The organism is Pseudomonas sp. CNPSo 3701 (assembly GCF_028674975.1).
Lineage (GTDB): Bacteria > Pseudomonadota > Gammaproteobacteria > Pseudomonadales > Pseudomonadaceae > Aquipseudomonas > Aquipseudomonas straminea.
Genome location: NZ_JAQZSI010000001.1, coordinates 1,261,452 through 1,281,308, shown reverse-complemented (window position 1 = coordinate 1,281,308; position 19,857 = coordinate 1,261,452). Strand labels below are relative to the sequence as shown.

Here is a 19,857-nt window from a genome sequence, read left to right as displayed (position 1 = left end):
GGGGCCTCGCCGGCCCATCGCAAGCGCTAAGAACCGGTTCATGTGGGAGCGGGCCATGCCCGCGAAAAATCACGGGCATAGCCCGTTCCCACAGGATAGGGGAAAGGCTGATCCCGCCACTTAGCTGCCAAAGTCGACGAACCTGGGCTGAAAGATCATGAGCAGGCTCTTAGATATCCGCTCAGGGCGCCGGCAGGCTGAGCAGCGCCTGGGTGATGGCCTCGGCCAGGTACTGGATGGAAAACACCCCGCCATGGGCCCAGGTGTCAGGCATCGCCGCCAGGCGGTCGGCACGCGCGAAGGGCATCGCGCGCCATTCGGGGCTGGCGAACAGCTGTTCCTGCCCGGCGAAAGGCTCGACGTACAACACCACGCCCTCCTCGATACCTGCCAGGGCTTCAATCGGCACCACCGCGTCATGGGGTTGCGGGTAGGCAGGCTGCAGGTGCAACTGCTGCAGGGCAGAGTCGATCATCGAGTCGCCGCCGTCGACGCGCACCATGCCCGGCGACACGAAACGGATCACCAGCACCTTGGGCAGGCGCCCGCGAAAGTGCTCGACCAGGCGCTGATGCAGCCCGTCGATCTGCACCTGCATGGCGGCCAGTTCGCGCAACGCGTGATCCTCGCGGCCGAAGCGCTGGGCCAGCGCCAGGTAATCGTCGCGGGCGACTAGGTAACTGTCATGTTCCCGGGACAGGCTGCCGTATGTGGTGACCGGCGCGAGGCGGGTCAGCTGCGCACGCATGGCTTCCTGGCGCTCGCCGATAACGATCAGCTCCGGCTTGAGGGCGGCCAGCTTGTCGAGATCCGGCGCGCGTCGCGATCCCACGCTGGGCACCTTGGCCGGCAATGGCGGGCGCGCCACCTGGGCGCGGTACTGCTCGGCATCGGCCACGGCAACCGGGGTGATGTCGAGCTTGAGCAGGTGTTCGGCGGCCTCCCAGCTCAGCGCCACCACCCTCGGCTCAGCAGCCTGGGCCAGACCAGCCAGCAGGCACAGCAGCAGCGGGACACAACGCAACAGATTGTTCATGCCAGGCGCCTTCTGCCCTGCTGGATGAAAGGAATGTCGCCCGATCCTGGGCGCAGGCCATCGTACAAAGCTCGCAGGTCCGGCTCAAGGCGACCGTCGATCCGTCGGCCTCATCGCCGCCCATAAAATGTTAAGCTCGCGCCCCGTCCCAATGCCGCCTGCCCTGTGCCGGTGCGAGCTCGACCCACCCGGTACCGCGCCAGCGCCGTACCCGTAAACCGGAACCCGCGATACAGATGATCGATTTCGGCCTTCCCGATTACCCGCGCAGCACCGCCCGCCTCGCCCCGTCGCGCCCCGTGGTGCTGTGTCTGTCCGGTCATGACCCGAGCGGCGGCGCCGGCCTGCAGGCCGACATCGAAGCGCTGCTCGCCCAGAGCTGCCACGCAGCGCCTGCGGTCACCGCGCTAACGGTGCAGGACACCGTCGATGTCAGCGACTTCCGGGTGCTCGACCGTGACTGGGTGCTGGCCCAGGCCCATGCGGTGATCGCTGACATGCCGGTGGCCGCGGTCAAGCTGGGCATGCTCGGCTCGGTGGAAATGGTCGACACCGTGCTGATGATCATGGACAAGCTGCCAGGCGTCCCGCTGATCTGCGACCCGGTACTGCGCGCCGGTGGCGGCGGCGCCCTGGGCAAGGAGGACGTCGGCTTCGCCATGCGCGAGCGGCTGTTCGCCGTTTCCACCATCGCCACGCCGAACCTCCCCGAAGCACGCATCCTCGCCGAACTGCCCGATGGCACGGCCGACCAGTGTGCCGAGAAGCTGCTGCCCTACATCGAGCACCTGCTGATCACCGGCGGCCACGGCGACGAAAGCGAAGTGCACAACCGTCTGTATCTGCGCGACGGCAGTCGCCACGATTTCACCTGCGCGCGCCTGCCCGGCAGTTACCACGGCTCGGGCTGCACCCTGGCCAGCACCCTGGCCGGCCGCCTGGCCCTGGGCCAGGACCTGATCGGCGCGGTGAAAACCGCACTGGATTACACCTGGCGTACCCTGCGCGATGCCGAACAACCCGGCCGCGGCCAGTTCGTGCCGCGCCGCCTGCCGCTGGACCTCAGCTGATGGCAGCACCTGGCAAACTGCGCGGCCTGTACGCCATCACCGACAGCGAACTGCTGGCCGGCGGCAAGCTGCTGCCCTACGTCGAAGCGGCCCTGGCCGGCGGCGCACGCCTGTTGCAGTACCGCGACAAATCCACCGATGAAGCCCGCCGTCTGCGCGAGGCCGAAGCCCTGCGTACGCTGTGCGAGCACTACGGCGCCACGCTGATCATCAATGATGACGCCGAGCTGGCGGCGCGCCTGAGTGTCGGCCTGCACCTCGGCCAGGAAGACGGCTCGCTGGCTGCTGCACGCGCCCTGCTCGGCCGCCAGGCGATCATCGGCGGTACCTGCCACGCCCAGCTGGCCCTGGCCGAGCAGGCTGCGCGCGAAGGCGCCAGCTACGTGGCCTTCGGGCGCTTCTTCAATTCACGGACCAAACCCGGCGCTCCGGCCGCCACCCTGGATCTGCTCGAGACGGCCAAAGCCCGCATAGCGCTGCCGATCGTCGCTATCGGCGGTGTCGATCTGCATAACGCCGCCCCGCTGATTGAGCGCGGCGCCAGCATGATCGCCGTGATCCACGCCCTGTTCGCCGCCGAGTCCGCTGCCGAAGTGGAGCGCCGCGCGCGCGCCTTCAGCGCGCTGTTCGAATCGAACTGACCTACCTTTTTTCAGGAGAACCTTATGTCCCGCTCCGAAACACTGTTCGCCAACGCCCAGAAACACATTCCCGGTGGCGTCAATTCCCCGGTCCGCGCGTTCAGGAGCGTGGGCGGCACGCCACTGTTCTTCAAGCACGCCGAAGGCGCCTACGTCACCGATGAAGACGACAAGCGCTACGTCGACTACGTCGGTTCCTGGGGCCCGATGATTCTCGGCCACAGCCACCCTGAAGTACTCGACGCGGTGCGCAAACAGCTCGACCACGGCCTGTCCTACGGCGCGCCGACCGCCATGGAAACCGAGATGGCCGATCTGGTCTGCTCGATCGTGCCGTCCATGGAGATGGTGCGCATGGTCAGTTCGGGCACCGAGGCGACCATGAGCGCCATCCGTCTGGCCCGTGGTTACACCGGCCGCGATGCGATCATCAAGTTCGAAGGCTGCTACCACGGCCATTCCGACAGCCTGCTGGTCAAGGCCGGCTCCGGCCTGCTGACTCAAGGCGTACCCAGCTCGGCCGGTGTGCCGGCGGATTTCGCCAAACACACCCTGACCCTGCCATTCAACGATATCGACGCCGTCGCCAAGACCCTCGCCGATGTCGGCCAGAGCGTGGCCTGCATCATCGTCGAGCCGGTGGCCGGCAACATGAACTGCGTGCCGCCAGCGCCAGGCTTCCTCGAAGGCCTGCGTGAACAATGCGACAAACACGGCGTGGTGCTGATCTTCGACGAAGTGATGACCGGCTTCCGCGTCGCCCTCGGCGGCGCCCAGGCGCACTACGGCGTCACCCCGGACCTGTCGACCTTCGGCAAGATCGTCGGCGGCGGCATGCCGGTAGGCTGCTTCGGCGGCAAGCGCGCGATCATGGAACGTATCGCCCCGCTCGGCCCGGTCTACCAGGCCGGCACACTGTCGGGTAACCCGCTGGCCATGGCCGCCGGCCTGACCACCCTGAAGCTGATATGCCGTCCGGGCTTCCACGCCGAGCTCGCCGACTACACCAGCCGCCTGTTGCAGGGCCTGCAGGACCGCGCCGATGCCGCCGGCATTCCGTTCGTCACCACCCAGGCGGGTGGCATGTTCGGTCTGTACTTCAGTGGCGCCGACGATATCGTCACCTTCGACGACGTGATGGCCAGCGACGCCGAACGCTTCAAGCGCTTCTTCCACCTGATGCTCGACGGCGGCGTTTACTTGGCGCCGAGCGCCTTCGAGGCCGGCTTCACCTCCATCGCCCATGGCGAGACCGAGCTGAAACTGACCCTCGACGCCGCCGAGCGCGCCTTCGCCGCCCTCAAGCAGGCCTGATCGAAGTGGCGCCGTTCGGCGCCTGAAGTGAACGGCGGGCAGCCTGAACAGTTCTCTGTCAGACACCCGCCGCGCACAAACCGACGCTCTGGCGACACTTTTGCGCCAGGTTGGGGCAGAAAAGCCGGCAAAGACTTTGTAAGAACGGTGTTGCTTATTTCATAATGTGATGCCGAGCCCAATTGGCCTCGTCATCCATCATCCACCTGTCAGCCTGTCGAGGTATCCGGATCTTCATGAAGCGCACCGGCCGCACCCTGTCCCTGGGCTGCCTGTTGCTCCTGCTGCCAACGCTCGGCGTGGCGGATGGAAACTCATTGCTGATCCCGGCGACCGGGAGCTGCTCGCTCAACGTCGCCACCGAAGACCTGCCTGCTGCGTTGCAAGCCTGCCAACAGAGCGCTGAAGGCGGCGATGCCCAGGCCCAATACGAACTCGGCGAGTTCTATTACGAAGGCCGTTCCGGCGAGCGCGACCTGCCTCAGGCGCTCAACTGGTTCGAACACGCCTCACTCCAGGGCCACGCCCAGGCGCAGTACCGCCTGGGCATGATGTTCTTCCATGGCGAAGGGGTGGCCGCCAACAACGTGCAGGCCTACATCGTGCTGAAGATGGCCGCGGTCAACGGCTCGGACGAAGCGATGGACGGCGCCGACGAAGTGGCCATGCAGATGCCGCGCGCCGAACAGGAAGTCGCCACCCAGGTGCTGGGGCAGATCTTCCGCAACTACCTGCAGGAACTGCAGGCCGCCGACAGCCTGTCGCCCTTCGCCCCGCTCAAGTAATCAGCCCGTCAGCGGCGTTTCAGGACTTCTCGGGCATCGGCGGCATGGGAAATGGCATGACGTTGCCGCCGCCCTTGGCCTCGCTGATCTTCGGTGTACCCAAACGCTCCACCTCATCGATACGCACGATCGAATGCATCGGCACGAAGCTACGTACCACGCCGTCGAACTGCGCCTTGAGCTTCTCCTCGCTGGGATCGACCACCAGTTGCGAGCGCTCGCCGAACACGAATTCCTCGATTTCCAGAAAGCCCCACAGATCGCTCTGGAAGATCTGCTTGGCGTACATCTCGTACACCTGGCCCTGATTGAGAAAGATCACCTTGTAGATGGGGTCGCGCTTGGTCATGGATAACAGATGGCTGGCTGTGCAATGAAAGGGCGCGAATCTTAGCACGCCACCACATCGCGTCGTGCCCCTCCCGTCCTGCGCCTGTGGCCTCGGGCAGCCAACCCTCCTATAATCCGCGGTCATTTTTTCACCGCCGACGAATCGCCATGACCAAGAAGCTCTATATCGAAACCCACGGTTGCCAGATGAACGAGTACGACAGCTCGCGCATGGTCGACCTGCTGGGCGAGCATCAGGCCCTGGAAGTCACCGATCGGCCGGAGGATGCCGACGTCATCCTGCTCAACACCTGCTCGATCCGCGAGAAGGCCCAGGACAAGGTGTTCTCCCAGCTTGGCCGCTGGCGCGAGCTGAAGCTGGAGAACCCGGATCTGGTGATCGGCGTCGGCGGCTGTGTGGCCAGCCAGGAAGGTGCGGCGATCCGTGACCGCGCGCCCTACGTCGACGTGGTATTCGGCCCGCAGACCCTGCATCGCCTGCCGGAGATGATCGACGCCGCGCGCGTGACCAAAACCGCCCAGGTGGACATTTCCTTCCCCGAGATCGAGAAGTTCGATCGCCTGCCCGAGCCGCGCGTGGATGGCCCCAGCGCCTTCGTTTCGGTGATGGAAGGCTGCAGCAAGTACTGCACCTTCTGCGTGGTGCCCTACACCCGTGGCGAGGAAGTCAGCCGCCCACTGGACGACGTACTCGGCGAGATCATTCACCTGGCCGAGAACGGCGTGCGTGAAGTGACCCTGCTGGGCCAGAACGTCAACGGCTACCGCGGCGAAACCCGCAACGGCGGTATCGCCGACTTCGCCGAGCTGCTGTACCTGGTGGCGGCCATCGACGGCATCGACCGCATCCGCTACACCACCAGCCACCCGCTGGAATTCTCCGACGCGCTGATCAAGGCCCACGCGGAAATCCCCGAGCTGGTGAAGTTCGTGCACCTGCCGGTGCAGTCGGGCTCGGACCGCATCCTGGCCGCCATGAAGCGCAACCACACCGCGCTGGAATACAAGTCGCGCATCCGCAAGCTCAAGGCCGCGGTGCCGGACATCGTGATCAGTTCGGACTTCATCATCGGCTTCCCCGGCGAGACCGAGAAGGACTTCGAGCAGACCATGAAGCTGGTGCAGGACGTCGGTTTCGACTTCTCCTATTCCTTCGTCTACAGCTCGCGCCCGGGCACGCCGGCGGCCGATCTGGCCGACGACACCCCGGAAGAGGTCAAGAAGCAGCGCCTGCAGATTCTGCAGAGCCGCCTCAACCAGCAGGGCTTCGAGACCAGCCGGCGCATGGTCGGCAGCGTGCAGCGCATCCTGGTCACCGACTTCTCCAAGAAGGACCCGGGCAAGCTGCAGGGCAAGACCGAGAACAACCGCTTCGTCAACTTCCAGTGCGACAACCCGCGCCTGATCGGCCAGTTCGTCGACGTGCATATCGACGAAGCGCTGCCGCATTCGCTGCGCGGGACACTCATCGAGCGCCATTGAAGAAATAGCTAGCTGCACGCATATCGTGATGACGCGCCAAGCACAGCGCGGCTGTCGGCCGCGCTTTCACTCGACTCAGGCTAGCGCTATTCTCTCCCTTCCATTCAGCCGACGGCGGCCATAAAACGACCTTGAATACCACCTCGACACCTCATCGCTTCACACTCGAACCTTTCGAAGCCAAGCGCTTCGCCAACCTCAGCGGGCAATTCGACGAGCACCTGCGCCTGATCGAATCGCGCCTGGGAATCGAGATCCGCAACCGCGGCAACCAGTTCGAGTTGCTGGGCGAGCCAGGGCAGACCACCTCTGCCGAGAACCTGCTGCGCCGCCTGTACCGTGAAACCGACGCCACCGAGCTGTCGCCGGACATGGTGCACCTGTTCCTGCAGGAGTCGGGTATCGAGGAGCTGAACAACCCCAGCGCCAGCCTTAACATCGCACTGCGCACGCGCAAGGGCATGATCCGTCCGCGCGGGGCCAACCAGCAGTTGTACGTGAAGGCGATTCTCGACCACGACATCAACTTCGGCATCGGCCCGGCGGGTACCGGCAAGACCTATCTGGCCGTAGCAGCTGCCGTGGACGCCCTGGAACGCGAGCAGATCCGCCGCATCCTGCTGGTGCGCCCGGCGGTCGAGGCCGGCGAGAAGCTCGGTTTCCTGCCCGGTGACCTGTCGCAGAAGATCGACCCGTACCTGCGCCCGCTCTACGACGCCCTGTACGAGATGCTCGGTTTCGAGCAGGTGGCCAAGCTGATCGAGAAACAGGTGATCGAAGTCGCGCCGCTGGCCTACATGCGCGGCCGCACGCTGAACAACAGCTTCATCATTCTCGATGAGAGCCAGAACACCACCATGGAACAGATGAAGATGTTCCTGACCCGTATCGGTTTCGGCTCCACCGCGGTGATCACCGGCGACGTCACCCAGGTCGACCTGCCGCGCGGCACCAAGAGTGGCCTCAAGCACGTGATCGAAGTGCTCAAGGGCGTACCAGGCATCAGCTTCACCCACTTCCTGCCCAAGGACGTGGTGCGCCACCCGCTGGTGCAGCGCATTGTCGAGGCCTATGAGCGTTTCGATGCCGAGCATCAGCCGTTCGACCGCCGCCCGGCGGACAACGACCCGGGAGCGCGCTCCGAGCCATGATCGAACTGGATCTGCAGGTCGCGAGCACAGCTGGCCACCTGCCCGCCGAGGCCGACTTTCGGGCTTGGTGTGCGATTGCCTTGCGCCAACGCAGCGCCGACTCGGAACTGACCATCCGCCTGGTGGACGAAGAGGAAGGCCACGAGCTCAATCGCACCTGGCGCGGCAAGGACTACGCCACCAACGTGCTGTCCTTCCCGGCCGATGTACCCGACGAATTACTCGATATACCGCTGCTCGGCGACCTGGTGATCTGCGTGCCAGTGGTCGAGCGCGAAGCCGTCGAGCAAGGCAAGTCTCCGGAGGCGCATTGGGCGCATCTGGTGATACACGGCTGTTTGCATCTTTTGGGCTACGACCACATCGAGGATGAGGAAGCCGAGGAGATGGAAGGCCTGGAACGAATATTGCTCGCCGAGCTGGGTCATCCCGACCCGTATGCCGGCGACGAATGACATAGGGATCCCGAGTAAAACGCCATGAGCGAAGACCGATCGAGCAACGAGCAGAAGTCCTGGTTGAACAAACTGACCCAGGCTTTTGCTCATGAGCCGAAAAACCGCCAGGAACTGCTGGAAGTCCTGCGCGATGCCCACCAGAACAAGCTGCTCGATAGCGAGGCCCTGGCCATCGTTGAAGGCGCCATCCAGGTCGCCGACCTGCAGGTTCGCGACATCATGGTGCCGCGCTCCCAGGTGGTAACCATCAAGGCCAGCCAGTCTCCCAAGGAATTCCTCCCGGTGATCATCGACGCGGCGCACTCGCGCTATCCGGTGATCGGCGAAACCCTCGACGACGTGCTCGGCATCCTGCTGGCCAAGGATCTGCTGCCCCTGCTGCTGACCGACCAGCCGGACTTCAACATCCGCGACATGCTGCGCCCGGCCACCTTCGTGCCCGAGTCCAAGCGCCTCAACGTGCTGCTGCGCGAATTTCGCGCCAACCACAACCACATGGCGGTGGTGATTGACGAGTACGGTGGCGTTGCCGGCCTGGTGACCATCGAAGACGTGCTCGAGCAGATCGTTGGCGACATCGAGGACGAGCACGACGTCGAGGAAGACAGCTACGTCAAACCGCTGCCCAGCGGCGACTTCCTGGTCAAGGCGCTGACGCCTATCGATCACTTCAACGAAACCTTCACCACCGCGTTTTCCGACGACGAATTCGACACCGTCGGCGGCTTGGTGATGAGCGCCTTCGGCCACCTGCCCAAGCGCAACGAAGTGACGGTGATCGGCGAATTCCGCTTTCGCGTGCTCAACGCCGACAGCCGCCGTGTGCACCTGCTACGCCTGACCCCACTGGCCCGCTGACCCGACACCCCATCATTCGATGGGGTGTTTTCTATCGTGAGTCTCTCGATGAACCGACTGTTCCAACCCGGCTGGGCCGGCAACCTGATCGCTCTGCTGGCCGGTGCGCTGACCACCCTGGCGCTGGCGCCCTATGGCATCTGGCCGCTGGCGCTGCTGTCCATCGCCCTGCTCTACCGCAGCCTGCGGGCGTTGACGCCGCGCCAGGCGGCCTGGCGCGGCTGGTGGTACGGCTTCGGGCTGTTCGCCTCTGGCACCAGTTGGGTTTACGTAAGCATTCACGACTACGGCGCCGCTTCGCCGCCGCTGGCCGCCTTCCTGACCCTGGGCTTCGTTGCCGGCCTGGGCCTGTTTTTCGCCCTCGCCACCTGGCTGTGGGCGCTGTGCCTGCGCCGTGACCGCGCGCCATTGGGCGATGCTCTGGCGTTCGCTGCGCTGTGGGTGGCCCAGGAAGCGTTTCGCGGTTGGTTCCTCACCGGCTTTCCGTGGCTCTACGCCGGCTACAGCCAGCTCGACGGCCCCATGGCCGGCCTGGCGCCGATTGGCGGCGTATGGCTGCTGTCGTTCGCTCTGGCATTGAACGCGGCGCTGCTGGTCAACCTGCCGCGCCTGCTCGGCAACAAGCCACAACTGGCCGAGGCGCTGGTGCTGCTGATCGCGCCCTGGCTGCTTGGCACGGCGTTCAAGGATCACGCCTGGACCGCCCCGGCCGGCGAGCCGGTCAGCGTCGCGGCGATCCAAGGCAATGTGGCCCAGAACCTCAAGTGGGACCCGGCCCAACTCAATGCGCAGCTGGCGCTGTACCGCGACATGAGTTTCGCCAGCAAGCCGGTGGACATTCTGGTGTGGCCGGAAACCGCGGTGCCGGTGCTCAAGGATCAGGCCATCGGCTATCTGAGCATGATGGATCGCTTCGCCAGCGACCGGAAAAGCGCGCTGATCACCGGCGTGCCGATTCGCCAGCCCAATGCCGACGGTGAGATGCGTTACTACAACGCGGTCAGCGTGGTCGGCCAGGGCGCCGGCGACTACCTCAAGCAGCGCCTGGTGCCATTCGGCGAATACGTGCCGCTGCAGGACATGCTGCGCGGGCTGATCGCCTTCTTCGACCTGCCGATGTCCGACTTCGCCCGCGGCGAGCACGACCAGCCGCTGCTGGAAGCCAAGGGGCACCGCATCGCCACCTTTATCTGCTACGAAGTGGTCTACCCGGAATTCGCCGCCGAGATGGCAGCCCAGAGCGACCTGCTACTGACGGTCAGCAACGACACCTGGTTCGGCAAGTCGATCGGCCCACTTCAGCACCTGCAGATGGCGCAGATGCGCGCCCTCGAGGCTGGCCGCTGGATGATCCGCGCCACCAACAACGGCGTGACCGTGCTGATCGACCCGTTCGGGCGCATCACCGAACGCCTACCGCAGTTCGAACAAGCCACGCTCTACGGCCAGGTGCAACCGATGCAGCACCTGACACCCTACCTGCAATGGCGCTCGTGGCCGCTGATCATCCTCTGCAGCCTGCTGGCCGGCTGGGCGCTGGTGCGCCGGCGTCAGGATGCGAAGTAACTGAGTTGAGCTGACTATTGGGACCAGGCTGGCGCTTATCCCATTCGCGGGATCGGCGCCTTAACCTATGGAAGCGCGCAGCGACCGCAGGTTCATGCGCGCGACGTGACGGGCATGGCCCGTTCCCACAGGGTATAAGCGGCGACGACCAACTCACCGGCCAATCCGCAGCCTGCACTCCGATGAGTAGGGCGGGCTTTAGCCCACCACTTAACGCTACCTCCCGTAAACCAGCGGATAAGCCAGCGCGCCGATCACCTCATTGAGCAGCAAGGTGCTCTGCCAGAACGCCTTGCCTTCAGGCAGCCAGCCGCCCATCGGTCGGCCGTTGGGCACACCGAGAAAGCCCACCGGCGCTGTCGCCACTTCAAAACCTGCCTGTTCGAAACACCAGCGCGAACGCGGCATATGCCAGGCCTGGGTCACCAGCAACACCCGGCGAATACCTTCAGGTTTCAGCAGCGCAGCGGTCTCGGTCGCATTCTCCCAGGTGGTGCGGCTGCGCGCTTCCTGCCAGCGCACCTCGACACCGAGATCCTCGTGCATCACCTCGGCCATCATCGCCGCCTCACTGGGCGGCCGGCCGAAGTGCAGGCCGCCGGTGGTCAGCACCGGCAAGCCCGACGCCTTGGCCAGCCGCGCCGCATAGCGGGTGCGCTCCAGCGCCATGGCGCTGGGCTGCTCGCCGCCCCAGGCGGGGTCGTCCGAATCGCGCCCCCCACCGAGCACGACGATGACATCCGCCTGCTGCGCCAGGGTGCTCCACTGCTGCTGGGCGATGGCCGGCTCGCGCTCGATGGCCCTGGCCATCCACTCCACCGTCACCGGCAGGCTCATCAACCACAGGCCACCCAGCCCGAGCGTGAAACAGCACAGCGCCAGGCGCGGGAAACGCCGACGCAGGAACCAGCCCAGGGCGATGAGCAGCAACAGGATGCCGGGCGGCATGAAGAACTGCTTGAGCAGATAGCGCAGCGGCATCGAGCACCTCCAAAAAGGCTCGAAGCCTAGGGTGTGTTGACGTTTCAGCGCAAGCGAACGCAACAACCTGCAGCCAGGGTCAGGACTTGTGGCACTCGGGCTCGCGACCGGCCAAGGCCGGCTGGCGCTCGAATGGCGGCTGCGCAACCGCCGACTGATAGTGACGCGCCACGGTGGCGTGCCAGCCATTGAGCCAGGCGCGATCTTTGGCAAGGTAGGCGGTGATCAGCGCCAGTTCGTCGGGCGACAGGCCGCGCACTTCCATGTCCGGGGGCGGCTGGTTGGACAGCTGCGCCAGGTTGTCGGCTTCGTCCAGGGCCACGGTCAGGCGTTCCAGCAACCGTCCATAGGGGTCGCTCTCGTTATAGGTATCTACAGGGACTTGCATCGCACACCTCCAGGCAGGGCGCCCTCCACTGAGCGTAGTCGCCACCCCGCAGCCGGCTTGCCGCAACGACAAATGGCGCCATCGACGGCGCGCCGCGCAATCAGCGTTTCCCTCTGCCGAGGGGGGTCATGTATGCTACGGCGTTTCCCGAAAGCCCCTTTCCCTAGCGCAAGTAGCCATGCACGAACAGTATCAGCCACGTGAAATCGAAGCCGCCGCGCAATCCCACTGGGACGCGCAGAATTCCTTTGCTGTCAGCGAACAGCCCGGCAAGGACACCTTCTACTGCCTGTCGATGTTCCCCTATCCGAGCGGCAAGCTACACATGGGGCACGTGCGCAACTACACCATCGGTGACGTGATCGCCCGCTACCAGCGCATGCAGGGCAAGAACGTGCTGCAGCCCATGGGCTGGGACGCTTTCGGCATGCCGGCGGAAAACGCCGCCATGAAGAACAACGTGGCGCCGGCCAAGTGGACCTACGAGAACATCGCCTACATGAAGTCCCAGCTGAAAAGCCTGGGCCTGGCCATCGACTGGTCTCGTGAAGTCACCACCTGCAAGCCGGACTACTACCGCTGGGAACAATGGCTGTTCACTCGTCTGTTCGAAAAGGGCGTGATCTACCGCAAGAACGGTACCGTCAACTGGGACCCGGTCGATCAGACCGTGCTGGCCAACGAGCAGGTCATCGACGGCCGCGGCTGGCGTTCCGGCGCGGTGATCGAAAAGCGCGAGATCCCCATGTACTACTTCAAGATCACCGCCTACGCGGATGAGCTGCTGAGTAGCCTGGACGAGCTCGATGGCTGGCCGGAACAGGTCAAGACCATGCAGCGCAACTGGATCGGCAAATCCCGCGGCATGGAAGTGCAGTTTCCCTACAACGTCGACTCCATTGGCGAAGCCGGTGCACTGAAAGTCTTCACCACCCGCCCGGATACCCTGATGGGCGCGACCTACGTCGCCGTGGCGGCCGAGCACCCGCTGGCCACCCTGGCCGCCAAGGAGAACCCCGAGCTGCAGGCGTTCATCGCCGAATGCAAGGCTGGCAGCGTCGCCGAAGCCGACATGGCCACCCAGGAAAAGAAAGGCCTGCCGACCTCGCTGTTCGTCGAGCACCCGCTGACCGGCGAGAAGCTGCCGGTGTGGGTCGCCAACTACGTGCTGATGCATTACGGCGATGGCGCGGTGATGGCGGTTCCGGCCCACGATGAGCGCGACTTCGCCTTCGCCCGCAAGTACCATCTGCCGGTCAAGGCCGTGGTGCGTACCAGCGCCGGCGATGAAGTCGGTAGCGAATGGCAGGACGCCTATGGCGAGCACGGCCAGCTGATCAACTCCGGCGAGTTCGACGGCCTGGACTTCGAAGGCGCGTTCGACGCCATCGAAGCGGCGCTGCTGCGCAAGAACCTCGGCAAATCCCGCACCCAGTTCCGCCTGCGCGACTGGGGCATCAGCCGCCAGCGCTACTGGGGCTGCCCGATCCCGATAATCCACTGCGACAGCTGTGGCGACGTACCGGTGCCGGAAGACCAGCTGCCGGTGGTGCTGCCCGAAGACGTGGTGCCCGATGGCGCCGGCTCGCCGCTGGCACGCATGCCGGAATTCTACGCGTGCAGCTGCCCGAAATGCGGCGCACCGGCCAAGCGCGAAACCGACACCATGGACACCTTCGTGGAGTCGTCCTGGTACTTCGCCCGCTACGCCTCGCCGCACTACACCGGCGGCATGGTCGACCCGGCGGCGGCCAACCACTGGCTGCCGGTTGACCAGTACATCGGGGGCATCGAACACGCCATCCTGCACCTGCTCTACGCGCGCTTCTTCCACAAGCTGATGCGCGACGAAGGCCTGCTGACTTCCAACGAACCGTTCAAGAACCTGCTGACCCAGGGCATGGTGGTCGCCGAGACCTACTACCGCGTGCTCGATAACGGCGGCAAGGACTGGTTCAACCCGACCGACGTGACCGTCGAGCGGGACGCCAAGGGCAAGGTCATCGCCGCCAAGCTGAAAAGCGACGGCCTGCCGGTGGAAATCGGCGGCACCGAGAAGATGTCCAAGTCCAAGAACAACGGTGTCGACCCGCAAGCGATGATCGATGCCTACGGCGCCGACACTTGTCGCCTGTTCATGATGTTCGCTTCGCCGCCCGACATGAGCTGCGAATGGTCGGATGCTGGTGTCGAAGGCGCCAACCGCTTCCTGCGCCGCGTCTGGCGTCTGGCCCAGGGCCACGTCGCCCAGGGCCTGCCGGGTATGCTGGATGTCGCCAAGCTGGATGACACCGGCAAGGAAATCCGCCGCGCCATCAACCTGGCCATCAAGCAGGCCTCCCAGGACGTAGGCCAGCACCACAAGTTCAACACCGCCATCGCCCAGGTGATGACCCTGATGAACGTGCTGGAAAAAGCCCCCCAGGACAATGACCAGCAGCGCGCGCTGATCCAGGAAGGCCTGGAAACCGTCGCCCTGCTGCTCGCCCCGATCACCCCGCACATCTGCCACGAACTGTGGCAGGAGCTGGGCCACGAAGAAGCGATCATCGACGCCAGCTGGCCGGTGGTGGACGAGTCGGCCCTGGTGCAGGACAGCCTGACCCTGGTGATCCAGGTCAACGGCAAGCTGCGCGGGCAGATCGAAGTGCCGGCCGATGCCAGCCGCGAGGCGGTCGAGGCCGCAGCGCGCAGCAACGAGAACGTACAACGCTTCACCGAAGGGCTGACGATCCGCAAGGTCATCGTGGTGCCTGGCAAGCTGGTCAATATCGTCGCCGGTTGAGGCGACAGGGAACGGCTGGTCGCCTCTGGCGACCGGCATCCGGTCTAGAGTTTCGGCCATGCCGGCCAGCGGAGCCGGCAGGACAAGGGGATACGAGATGATCAAGCGCAATCTGTTGGTAATCGGCCTGGCAGGCCTGCTCGGCGCGTGCGGCTTCCAGCTGCGTGGCACCGGCGACGTGCAGTTCGCCCTCAAGGAACTCGACGTCAGCGCACGCGACACCTACGGCGACACCGTGCGTGAGGTGAAGGACGTGCTCGAGAACAACGGCGTAAAAGTGTTCCCGGGGGCCGCCTACAAGCTGTACCTGGCCAGTGAGAAGGAAAACCAGCGCTCGGCCAGCTATACCAGCTCAGCGCGCAGCGTCGAGTACGAGCGCACCATGACCCTGGATTACGAAATCCGCGGCGCCAAGAACCTGCTGCTGATGAACAACCAGCTCGAAGTGCAGAGCTACTATGTGCAGGACTCCAACAACCTGATCGGCAACGATCAGCAGGCCAATCAGCTGCGCACCGAAATGCGCCGCGACCTGGTTCAGCAACTGGCCCAGCGCCTGCAGCAAATCACCCCGGCACAACTGGACGAGCTGCAGCAGACCGCCGAAGCCAAGGCGAAAGCCGAAGCCGACGCCTTGGAAGCGGCCCGTCAGCGTGAAGCCGCGCAGCCGCAGCAGTCGCCCATCGAACTACCTGTCCAGTAAGAACCTGTTTACGATCTGCTGCGCGTCGGCCCTGCGGCGTTAAAAACAGGCGCGGAATGCTCATGTACAAAAGTACAGTCGCCAGCGACTCCGACCGTTCCTCGCCTGTTTTTGTGAGGCCTTTTAGGCCTTGCAGGGCTCTAGCTCGCAAGATCTAAAGACGTTCCAATACGGACGAGGCCTCTCAGGCTTACCCATGAAACTCGCTCCCGCCCAACTCGGCAAACACCTGCAAGGCACCCTCGCCCCGGTTTACGTGGTATGTGGCGATGAGGCCCTGCTCTGCCAGGAAGCCACTGACGCCATCCGCAGCGCCAGCCGCGCCCAGGGCTTCACCGAGCGCGAGGTGTTTCACGCCGAAGCCAATTTCGACTGGGGCATGCTCTATGAAGCCGGCGCCAGCCTGTCGCTGTTTGCCGAGAAGCGTGTCATCGAACTGCGCATCCCCAATGGTAAGCCGGGGGACAAGGGCGCGGCGGCGATCCTCGAATACCTCAACCGTCCGCCAGAAGACACCCTACTGCTGATCACCCTGCCCAAACTCGATGGCAGCACGCAGAAGACCAAATGGGCCAAGGCACTGATCGACGGGCCGAACTGCCAGTTCGTGCAGATCTGGCCGGTGGATGCCAATCAGTTGCCGCAGTGGATCCGCCAGCGCCTGGCCCAGGCCGGCATGAACGCCAGTGCCGATGCGGTCGACCTGATCGCCGCGCGGGTCGAAGGCAACCTGCTGGCCGCCGCCCAGGAAATCGAGAAGCTCAAGTTGCTCGCCGATGGCCAGCAGATCGATGCCGGAACCGTGCAGGCCGCTGTCGCCGACAGCGCCCGTTACGACGTCTTCGGCCTGATCGACGCCATCCTCAATGGCGAAGCCGCCCACGCCTTGCGCATGCTCGACGGCCTGCGCGGTGAGGGTCAGGAATCGCTGTTCATCGTGGTCATGCTGGCTCGCGAACTGCGCCAGCTGGCCAACATCGCCTACCAGCATGGCCAGGGCATCCCGCTGGACAAGGCCTTCGCCTCCGCCCGCCCGCCGGTGTGGGACAAGCGCCGCCCCCTGGTCAGCAAGGCCCTGCAGCGACACACGCCAGCACGCTGGAACGCCCTACTGATGGATGCCCAGCAGATCGATGCTCAGGTCAAGGGCCAGGCGCCGGGCGACCCGTGGGCCAGCCTGTCGCGCCTGGTGTTGATGATGGCCGGGCAACGTCTGAAGCTTGGCGCTTAAGCCTACCTTGCGTATGGACATTGGCTCTGCAGCGGCGCATCATTCGCGCCGCTCGCTATCCGGGCGGGCATCGATCGAGGATCTGCCATGAGCAAGAAGAAGCGCCCCAACAAGGCCAAATCCATCATCGCCCAGCCGCTGTTCCGCTCACGCCAGGAGCGCCCCGGCAAAGGAAAAGGTAGCTACAACCGCCAAGCCTCCCAGCAAAACTGGGAGGCTTGTTCGTTTGTGGCGGCTTGAAAAACTCGCCCGGCCCGAATTTCCCCTCATCCGTGCTAAGGTGGTCGCCTGCAAAACGTGTTGAGATGACCATGCCCAACCTGTTCATTCGCGGCCTGCCTGCCACCGCTGCGGCCAGCTTCCTGCTTTTGCTCACGGCTTGCGCCGATGCCCCTGCTCAGCCCCTGGCGTCCACGAGTGCCGCGCCGAGTGCAACCGATGCTAACAGCCAGCCCGTCGACCAGCAGTTGACCTTCGAACAGTGGCGCGACCTGCTGCGCAGCGACGCCATCGCCGCTGGTATCAGCCCGACCCTGTTCGACCGCGCGTTCGCCGGCGTGACGCCCAACCCGGATGTGGTCAAGGCCGACAGCAGCCAGCCCGAATTCAGCCGCCCCGTGTGGGAATACCTCAAGGGCGCGGTGTCGCCGAGCCGGGTCGCTCGCGGGCGCATTCTGCTGGCCCAGAACCGTGCCACCCTCAACCAGATCGACCAGCGTTACGGCGTTGACGCCGAAACCCTGGTCGCCATCTGGGGCCTGGAGAGCAACTTCGGCAGCAACATAGGCAGCCACAACGTGGTGCGCTCGCTGGCGACCCTCGCCTACGAAGGCCGCCGTCAGGCCTTCTGGCGGGGGCAGTTGCTGGCCGTGCTGCAGATTCTCCAGCATGGCGACATCGCTCCGGAAAGCCTCGTCGGTTCCTGGGCCGGCGCCATGGGCCAGACCCAGTTCATGCCCACCACTTACAACGAGCATGCCGTGGATTTCGACGGCGACGGCAAGCGCGACGTGTGGACCTCCACCGCCGATGCCCTGGCCTCCGCCGCTCACTACCTGCAAAGCGGCAACTGGCAGCTGCGCCAGCCCTGGGGCTTCGAAGTCCATCTGCCGAAGGGCTTCGACTACGCCCAGGCCGACCCGGAAGTGCGCCGCAACCTGGCGCAGTGGCGCGAGCTGGGCGTGCGACCGATGGGCCAGCCACTGAGCCCGCCGCGCGACGACGCCACCGCCACCCTGCTGCTGCCCGCTGGGCACCGTGGGCCGGCGTTCCTGCTGTTCAACAACTTCCGCAGCATCCTGCGCTACAACAACTCGACCTCCTACGCCCTGGCTATCGGCCTGCTGTCCGACGCGCTGCGTGGCGGCAACGCTGTACAGGCCAGCTGGCCAGAGGGCGACCGCCAGCTGGGCCGCAGCGAGCGCATCGAACTGCAGGAACGCCTCAACGCGCGCGGCTTCGACTCCGGCCATGCCGACGGCATCATCGGCGCCAACACCCGCAAGGCCATCCGCGCTTTCCAGCTGCACCTGGGCTGGCCAGCCGACGGCTACCCAGATGCCGAGCTGCTCGAACAGCTGCGCCAGCCGCACTGACCCCGCCGCGTGGTGACGCCCGTCACCACGCGTTTTTCTGCGTTTGCGATTCGCCCGTTCCTAGGCGACTCTGTAGCAGGCATCTGCTGTGATCCAGCAGCTGCCTGACTGCCCGAAAGCCGTGATCCGGCGCGGGTCAATGACAACAGAGAGGTCGCTATGCACGACATCGAGCTGAACGAAGAACAACGCATGATCCGCGACTGCACCCGGCAGTTCGCCCGGCGCGCCATCGCGCCCCACGCCCAGAACTGGGAAAAGGCAGGCTGGATAGACGACGCCGCGGTCTCCCAGATGGGCGAGATGGGCCTCTTGGGCATGATCGTGCCGGACACCTGGGGCGGCAGCTATCTGGATTATGTGGCCTACGCCCTGGCCGTGGAAGAAGTCTCCGCCGCCGACGGCGCCACCGGCACCCTGATGAGCGTACATAACTCGGTGGGCTGCGGCCCGCTGCTCAATTACGGCAGCGACGAGCAGAAAGGCGAATGGCTGGCGCGCCTGGCCAGCGGCGAAGTTATCGGCTGCTTCTGCCTGACCGAACCCCAGGCCGGCTCCGAAGCCCACAACCTGCGCACCCGCGCCGAGCTGCGCGACGGCCGCTGGGTACTCAATGGCGCCAAGCAGTTCGTCAGCAATGGCCGCCGCGCCGGCCTGGCCATCGTCTTCGCGGTCAGCGACGCCGAGCTGGGTAAAAAGGGCATCTCGGCCTTTCTGGTGCCCACCAATACCCCGGGCTTTCGCATCGAGCGCAGCGAACACAAGATGGGCATCCGCGCCTCGGATACCTGCGCCATCACCCTGGACGACTGCAGCATTCCTGCCGCCAACCTGCTCGGCGAACGCGGCAAGGGCCTGAGCATCGCCCTGTCCAATCTCGAAGGCGGGCGCATCGGCATCGCCGCCCAGGCGGTCGGTATCGCCCGTGCTGCCTTCGAAGCCGCCCTGCTCTACTCCCGCGAACGGGTACAGTTCGACAAGCCGATTGGCGAACACCAGAGCATCGCCAATTTGCTGGCCGACATGCACACCCAGATCAACGCCGCCCGCCTGCTGACCCTGCATGCCGCACGCCTGCGCAGCGCCGGCCAGCCATGCCTGTCGGAAGCCTCCCAGGCCAAGCTGTTCGCCTCGGAAATGGCCGAACGGGTATGCTCCAAGGCGCTGCAGGTGCACGGCGGCTACGGCTATCTAGAAGACTTCCCGGTGCAGCGTTATTACCGCGATGCGCGCATCACCCAGATCTACGAAGGCGCCAGCGAAATCCAGCGCCTACTGATCGCCCGGGAACTCAAGCACTACGTGCTCTAGCAGTCTGTTCACAATTGTTGCGTGCATGGCGCGGCAGCTACAAGGCAGAAGCAGACGGTGAGCATGTAGGAGGGACTTTGGCCCCGCGCTTTTTATCAAGGCAAACAAAGAGCTCGCGGCTAAAGCCTCTCCTACAAAAGTGTTCTGCTCA

Annotated in this window: 19 protein-coding genes; 15 read left to right on the top strand and 4 right to left on the bottom strand. The window is 64.9% G+C overall.

The genetic code is table 11. From position 1 onward, the window contains the following. Positions 1–181: 181 nt before the first annotated feature. Complete coding sequence (locus PVA39_RS05830; RefSeq protein WP_274123195.1) at positions 182–1,036, bottom strand: ABC transporter substrate-binding protein; 855 nt, start codon at positions 1,034–1,036, stop codon at positions 182–184. A 236-nt stretch (positions 1,037–1,272) separates the two neighbouring features. Here PVA39_RS05830 and PVA39_RS05825 point away from each other — a divergent pair, with 236 nt between their 5' ends. From PVA39_RS05825 to PVA39_RS05810, 4 genes are all read left to right on the top strand, one after another. Then, positions 1,273–2,106, top strand: coding sequence for a bifunctional hydroxymethylpyrimidine kinase/phosphomethylpyrimidine kinase (locus PVA39_RS05825; protein ID WP_274123194.1), 834 nt, complete (start codon positions 1,273–1,275; stop codon positions 2,104–2,106). Beyond that, positions 2,106–2,747 (top strand): thiamine phosphate synthase, encoded by a 642-nt coding sequence (gene thiE / locus PVA39_RS05820; protein WP_274123193.1) that lies wholly within the window; start codon positions 2,106–2,108, stop codon positions 2,745–2,747. The genes PVA39_RS05825 and thiE overlap by 1 nt, the downstream gene beginning before the upstream one ends. A gap of 24 nt (positions 2,748–2,771) precedes the next feature. Continuing rightward, on the top strand, positions 2,772–4,061 hold the full coding sequence (gene hemL / locus PVA39_RS05815) for a glutamate-1-semialdehyde 2,1-aminomutase (protein WP_274123192.1): 1,290 nt from the start codon (positions 2,772–2,774) through the stop codon (positions 4,059–4,061). 236 nt (positions 4,062–4,297) lie between these two features. Continuing rightward, on the top strand, positions 4,298–4,846 hold the full coding sequence (locus PVA39_RS05810) for a tetratricopeptide repeat protein (RefSeq protein ID WP_093503907.1): 549 nt from the start codon (positions 4,298–4,300) through the stop codon (positions 4,844–4,846). 19 nt (positions 4,847–4,865) lie between these two features. On the opposite strand, the gene PVA39_RS05805 is transcribed toward PVA39_RS05810, so the two are convergent. Further along, entirely contained in the window at positions 4,866–5,195 is a 330-nt protein-coding gene (locus PVA39_RS05805) for a DUF1820 family protein (RefSeq protein WP_274123191.1), read from the bottom strand. A gap of 149 nt (positions 5,196–5,344) precedes the next feature. On the opposite strand from PVA39_RS05805, the gene miaB reads away from it, so the two are divergent. From miaB to lnt, 5 genes are all read left to right on the top strand, one after another. Continuing rightward, positions 5,345–6,679: a tRNA (N6-isopentenyl adenosine(37)-C2)-methylthiotransferase MiaB gene (miaB, locus tag PVA39_RS05800; RefSeq protein ID WP_274123190.1), complete on the top strand. Its 1,335-nt coding sequence runs from the start codon at positions 5,345–5,347 to the stop codon at positions 6,677–6,679. Positions 6,680–6,810: 131 nt separating this feature from the next. After that, on the top strand, positions 6,811–7,830 hold the full coding sequence (locus PVA39_RS05795) for a PhoH family protein (protein ID WP_274123189.1): 1,020 nt from the start codon (positions 6,811–6,813) through the stop codon (positions 7,828–7,830). Beyond that, positions 7,827–8,285 carry an rRNA maturation RNase YbeY gene (gene ybeY, locus PVA39_RS05790; protein ID WP_274123188.1) on the top strand — a complete coding sequence of 153 codons (459 nt, stop codon included), beginning with the start codon at positions 7,827–7,829 and terminating at the stop codon, positions 8,283–8,285. The genes PVA39_RS05795 and ybeY overlap by 4 nt, the downstream gene beginning before the upstream one ends. A gap of 24 nt (positions 8,286–8,309) precedes the next feature. After that, positions 8,310–9,146, top strand: coding sequence for an HlyC/CorC family transporter (locus PVA39_RS05785; RefSeq protein ID WP_013792541.1), 837 nt, complete (start codon positions 8,310–8,312; stop codon positions 9,144–9,146). 48 nt (positions 9,147–9,194) lie between these two features. Then, positions 9,195–10,712: an apolipoprotein N-acyltransferase gene (lnt, locus tag PVA39_RS05780; protein ID WP_274123187.1), complete on the top strand. Its 1,518-nt coding sequence runs from the start codon at positions 9,195–9,197 to the stop codon at positions 10,710–10,712. A 216-nt stretch (positions 10,713–10,928) separates the two neighbouring features. On the opposite strand, the gene PVA39_RS05775 is transcribed toward lnt, so the two are convergent. Together PVA39_RS05775 and PVA39_RS05770 are read right to left on the bottom strand one after the other, a co-directional pair. Next, positions 10,929–11,693: a YdcF family protein gene (locus PVA39_RS05775; RefSeq protein WP_274123186.1), complete on the bottom strand. Its 765-nt coding sequence runs from the start codon at positions 11,691–11,693 to the stop codon at positions 10,929–10,931. A gap of 79 nt (positions 11,694–11,772) precedes the next feature. After that, on the bottom strand, positions 11,773–12,081 hold the full coding sequence (locus PVA39_RS05770) for a hypothetical protein (RefSeq protein ID WP_274123185.1): 309 nt from the start codon (positions 12,079–12,081) through the stop codon (positions 11,773–11,775). A gap of 178 nt (positions 12,082–12,259) precedes the next feature. Here PVA39_RS05770 and leuS point away from each other — a divergent pair, with 178 nt between their 5' ends. From leuS to PVA39_RS05740, 6 genes are all read left to right on the top strand, one after another. Beyond that, positions 12,260–14,866 carry a leucine--tRNA ligase gene (leuS, locus tag PVA39_RS05765; RefSeq protein WP_274123184.1) on the top strand — a complete coding sequence of 869 codons (2,607 nt, stop codon included), beginning with the start codon at positions 12,260–12,262 and terminating at the stop codon, positions 14,864–14,866. 97 nt (positions 14,867–14,963) lie between these two features. Next, positions 14,964–15,569 carry an LPS-assembly lipoprotein LptE gene (locus PVA39_RS05760; RefSeq protein WP_274123183.1) on the top strand — a complete coding sequence of 202 codons (606 nt, stop codon included), beginning with the start codon at positions 14,964–14,966 and terminating at the stop codon, positions 15,567–15,569. Positions 15,570–15,765: 196 nt separating this feature from the next. Further along, positions 15,766–16,800 carry a DNA polymerase III subunit delta gene (holA, locus tag PVA39_RS05755; RefSeq protein ID WP_093503931.1) on the top strand — a complete coding sequence of 345 codons (1,035 nt, stop codon included), beginning with the start codon at positions 15,766–15,768 and terminating at the stop codon, positions 16,798–16,800. An 87-nt stretch (positions 16,801–16,887) separates the two neighbouring features. Next, the gene (gene arfA / locus PVA39_RS05750; RefSeq protein WP_075929904.1) at positions 16,888–17,040 is read left to right on the top strand and encodes an alternative ribosome rescue factor ArfA; all 153 of its coding nucleotides are present in this window, start codon (positions 16,888–16,890) and stop codon (positions 17,038–17,040) included. A 71-nt stretch (positions 17,041–17,111) separates the two neighbouring features. Next, entirely contained in the window at positions 17,112–18,395 is a 1,284-nt protein-coding gene (locus PVA39_RS05745; RefSeq protein ID WP_274123431.1) for a lytic murein transglycosylase, read from the top strand. A 159-nt stretch (positions 18,396–18,554) separates the two neighbouring features. After that, positions 18,555–19,706, top strand: coding sequence for an acyl-CoA dehydrogenase family protein (locus tag PVA39_RS05740; RefSeq protein ID WP_274123182.1), 1,152 nt, complete (start codon positions 18,555–18,557; stop codon positions 19,704–19,706). The last annotated feature ends 151 nt before the right edge of the window (positions 19,707–19,857 follow it).

What these genes read in the sequence shown, in the direction of transcription:
- PVA39_RS05830 (WP_274123195.1), bottom strand. Translation starts at nt 1,036, where the DNA reads ATGAACAATCTGTTGCGTTGTGTCCCGCTGCTGCTGTGCCTGCTGGCT.
- PVA39_RS05825 (WP_274123194.1), top strand. Translation starts at nt 1,273, where the DNA reads ATGATCGATTTCGGCCTTCCCGATTACCCGCGCAGCACCGCCCGCCTC.
- thiE (WP_274123193.1), top strand. Translation starts at nt 2,106, where the DNA reads ATGGCAGCACCTGGCAAACTGCGCGGCCTGTACGCCATCACCGACAGC.
- hemL (WP_274123192.1), top strand. Translation starts at nt 2,772, where the DNA reads ATGTCCCGCTCCGAAACACTGTTCGCCAACGCCCAGAAACACATTCCC.
- PVA39_RS05810 (WP_093503907.1), top strand. Translation starts at nt 4,298, where the DNA reads ATGAAGCGCACCGGCCGCACCCTGTCCCTGGGCTGCCTGTTGCTCCTG.
- PVA39_RS05805 (WP_274123191.1), bottom strand. Translation starts at nt 5,195, where the DNA reads ATGACCAAGCGCGACCCCATCTACAAGGTGATCTTTCTCAATCAGGGC.
- miaB (WP_274123190.1), top strand. Translation starts at nt 5,345, where the DNA reads ATGACCAAGAAGCTCTATATCGAAACCCACGGTTGCCAGATGAACGAG.
- ybeY (WP_274123188.1), top strand. Translation starts at nt 7,827, where the DNA reads ATGATCGAACTGGATCTGCAGGTCGCGAGCACAGCTGGCCACCTGCCC.
- PVA39_RS05785 (WP_013792541.1), top strand. Translation starts at nt 8,310, where the DNA reads ATGAGCGAAGACCGATCGAGCAACGAGCAGAAGTCCTGGTTGAACAAA.
- lnt (WP_274123187.1), top strand. Translation starts at nt 9,195, where the DNA reads ATGAACCGACTGTTCCAACCCGGCTGGGCCGGCAACCTGATCGCTCTG.
- PVA39_RS05775 (WP_274123186.1), bottom strand. Translation starts at nt 11,693, where the DNA reads ATGCCGCTGCGCTATCTGCTCAAGCAGTTCTTCATGCCGCCCGGCATC.
- PVA39_RS05770 (WP_274123185.1), bottom strand. Translation starts at nt 12,081, where the DNA reads ATGCAAGTCCCTGTAGATACCTATAACGAGAGCGACCCCTATGGACGG.
- leuS (WP_274123184.1), top strand. Translation starts at nt 12,260, where the DNA reads ATGCACGAACAGTATCAGCCACGTGAAATCGAAGCCGCCGCGCAATCC.
- PVA39_RS05760 (WP_274123183.1), top strand. Translation starts at nt 14,964, where the DNA reads ATGATCAAGCGCAATCTGTTGGTAATCGGCCTGGCAGGCCTGCTCGGC.
- holA (WP_093503931.1), top strand. Translation starts at nt 15,766, where the DNA reads ATGAAACTCGCTCCCGCCCAACTCGGCAAACACCTGCAAGGCACCCTC.
- arfA (WP_075929904.1), top strand. Translation starts at nt 16,888, where the DNA reads ATGAGCAAGAAGAAGCGCCCCAACAAGGCCAAATCCATCATCGCCCAG.
- PVA39_RS05745 (WP_274123431.1), top strand. Translation starts at nt 17,112, where the DNA reads ATGCCCAACCTGTTCATTCGCGGCCTGCCTGCCACCGCTGCGGCCAGC.
- PVA39_RS05740 (WP_274123182.1), top strand. Translation starts at nt 18,555, where the DNA reads ATGCACGACATCGAGCTGAACGAAGAACAACGCATGATCCGCGACTGC.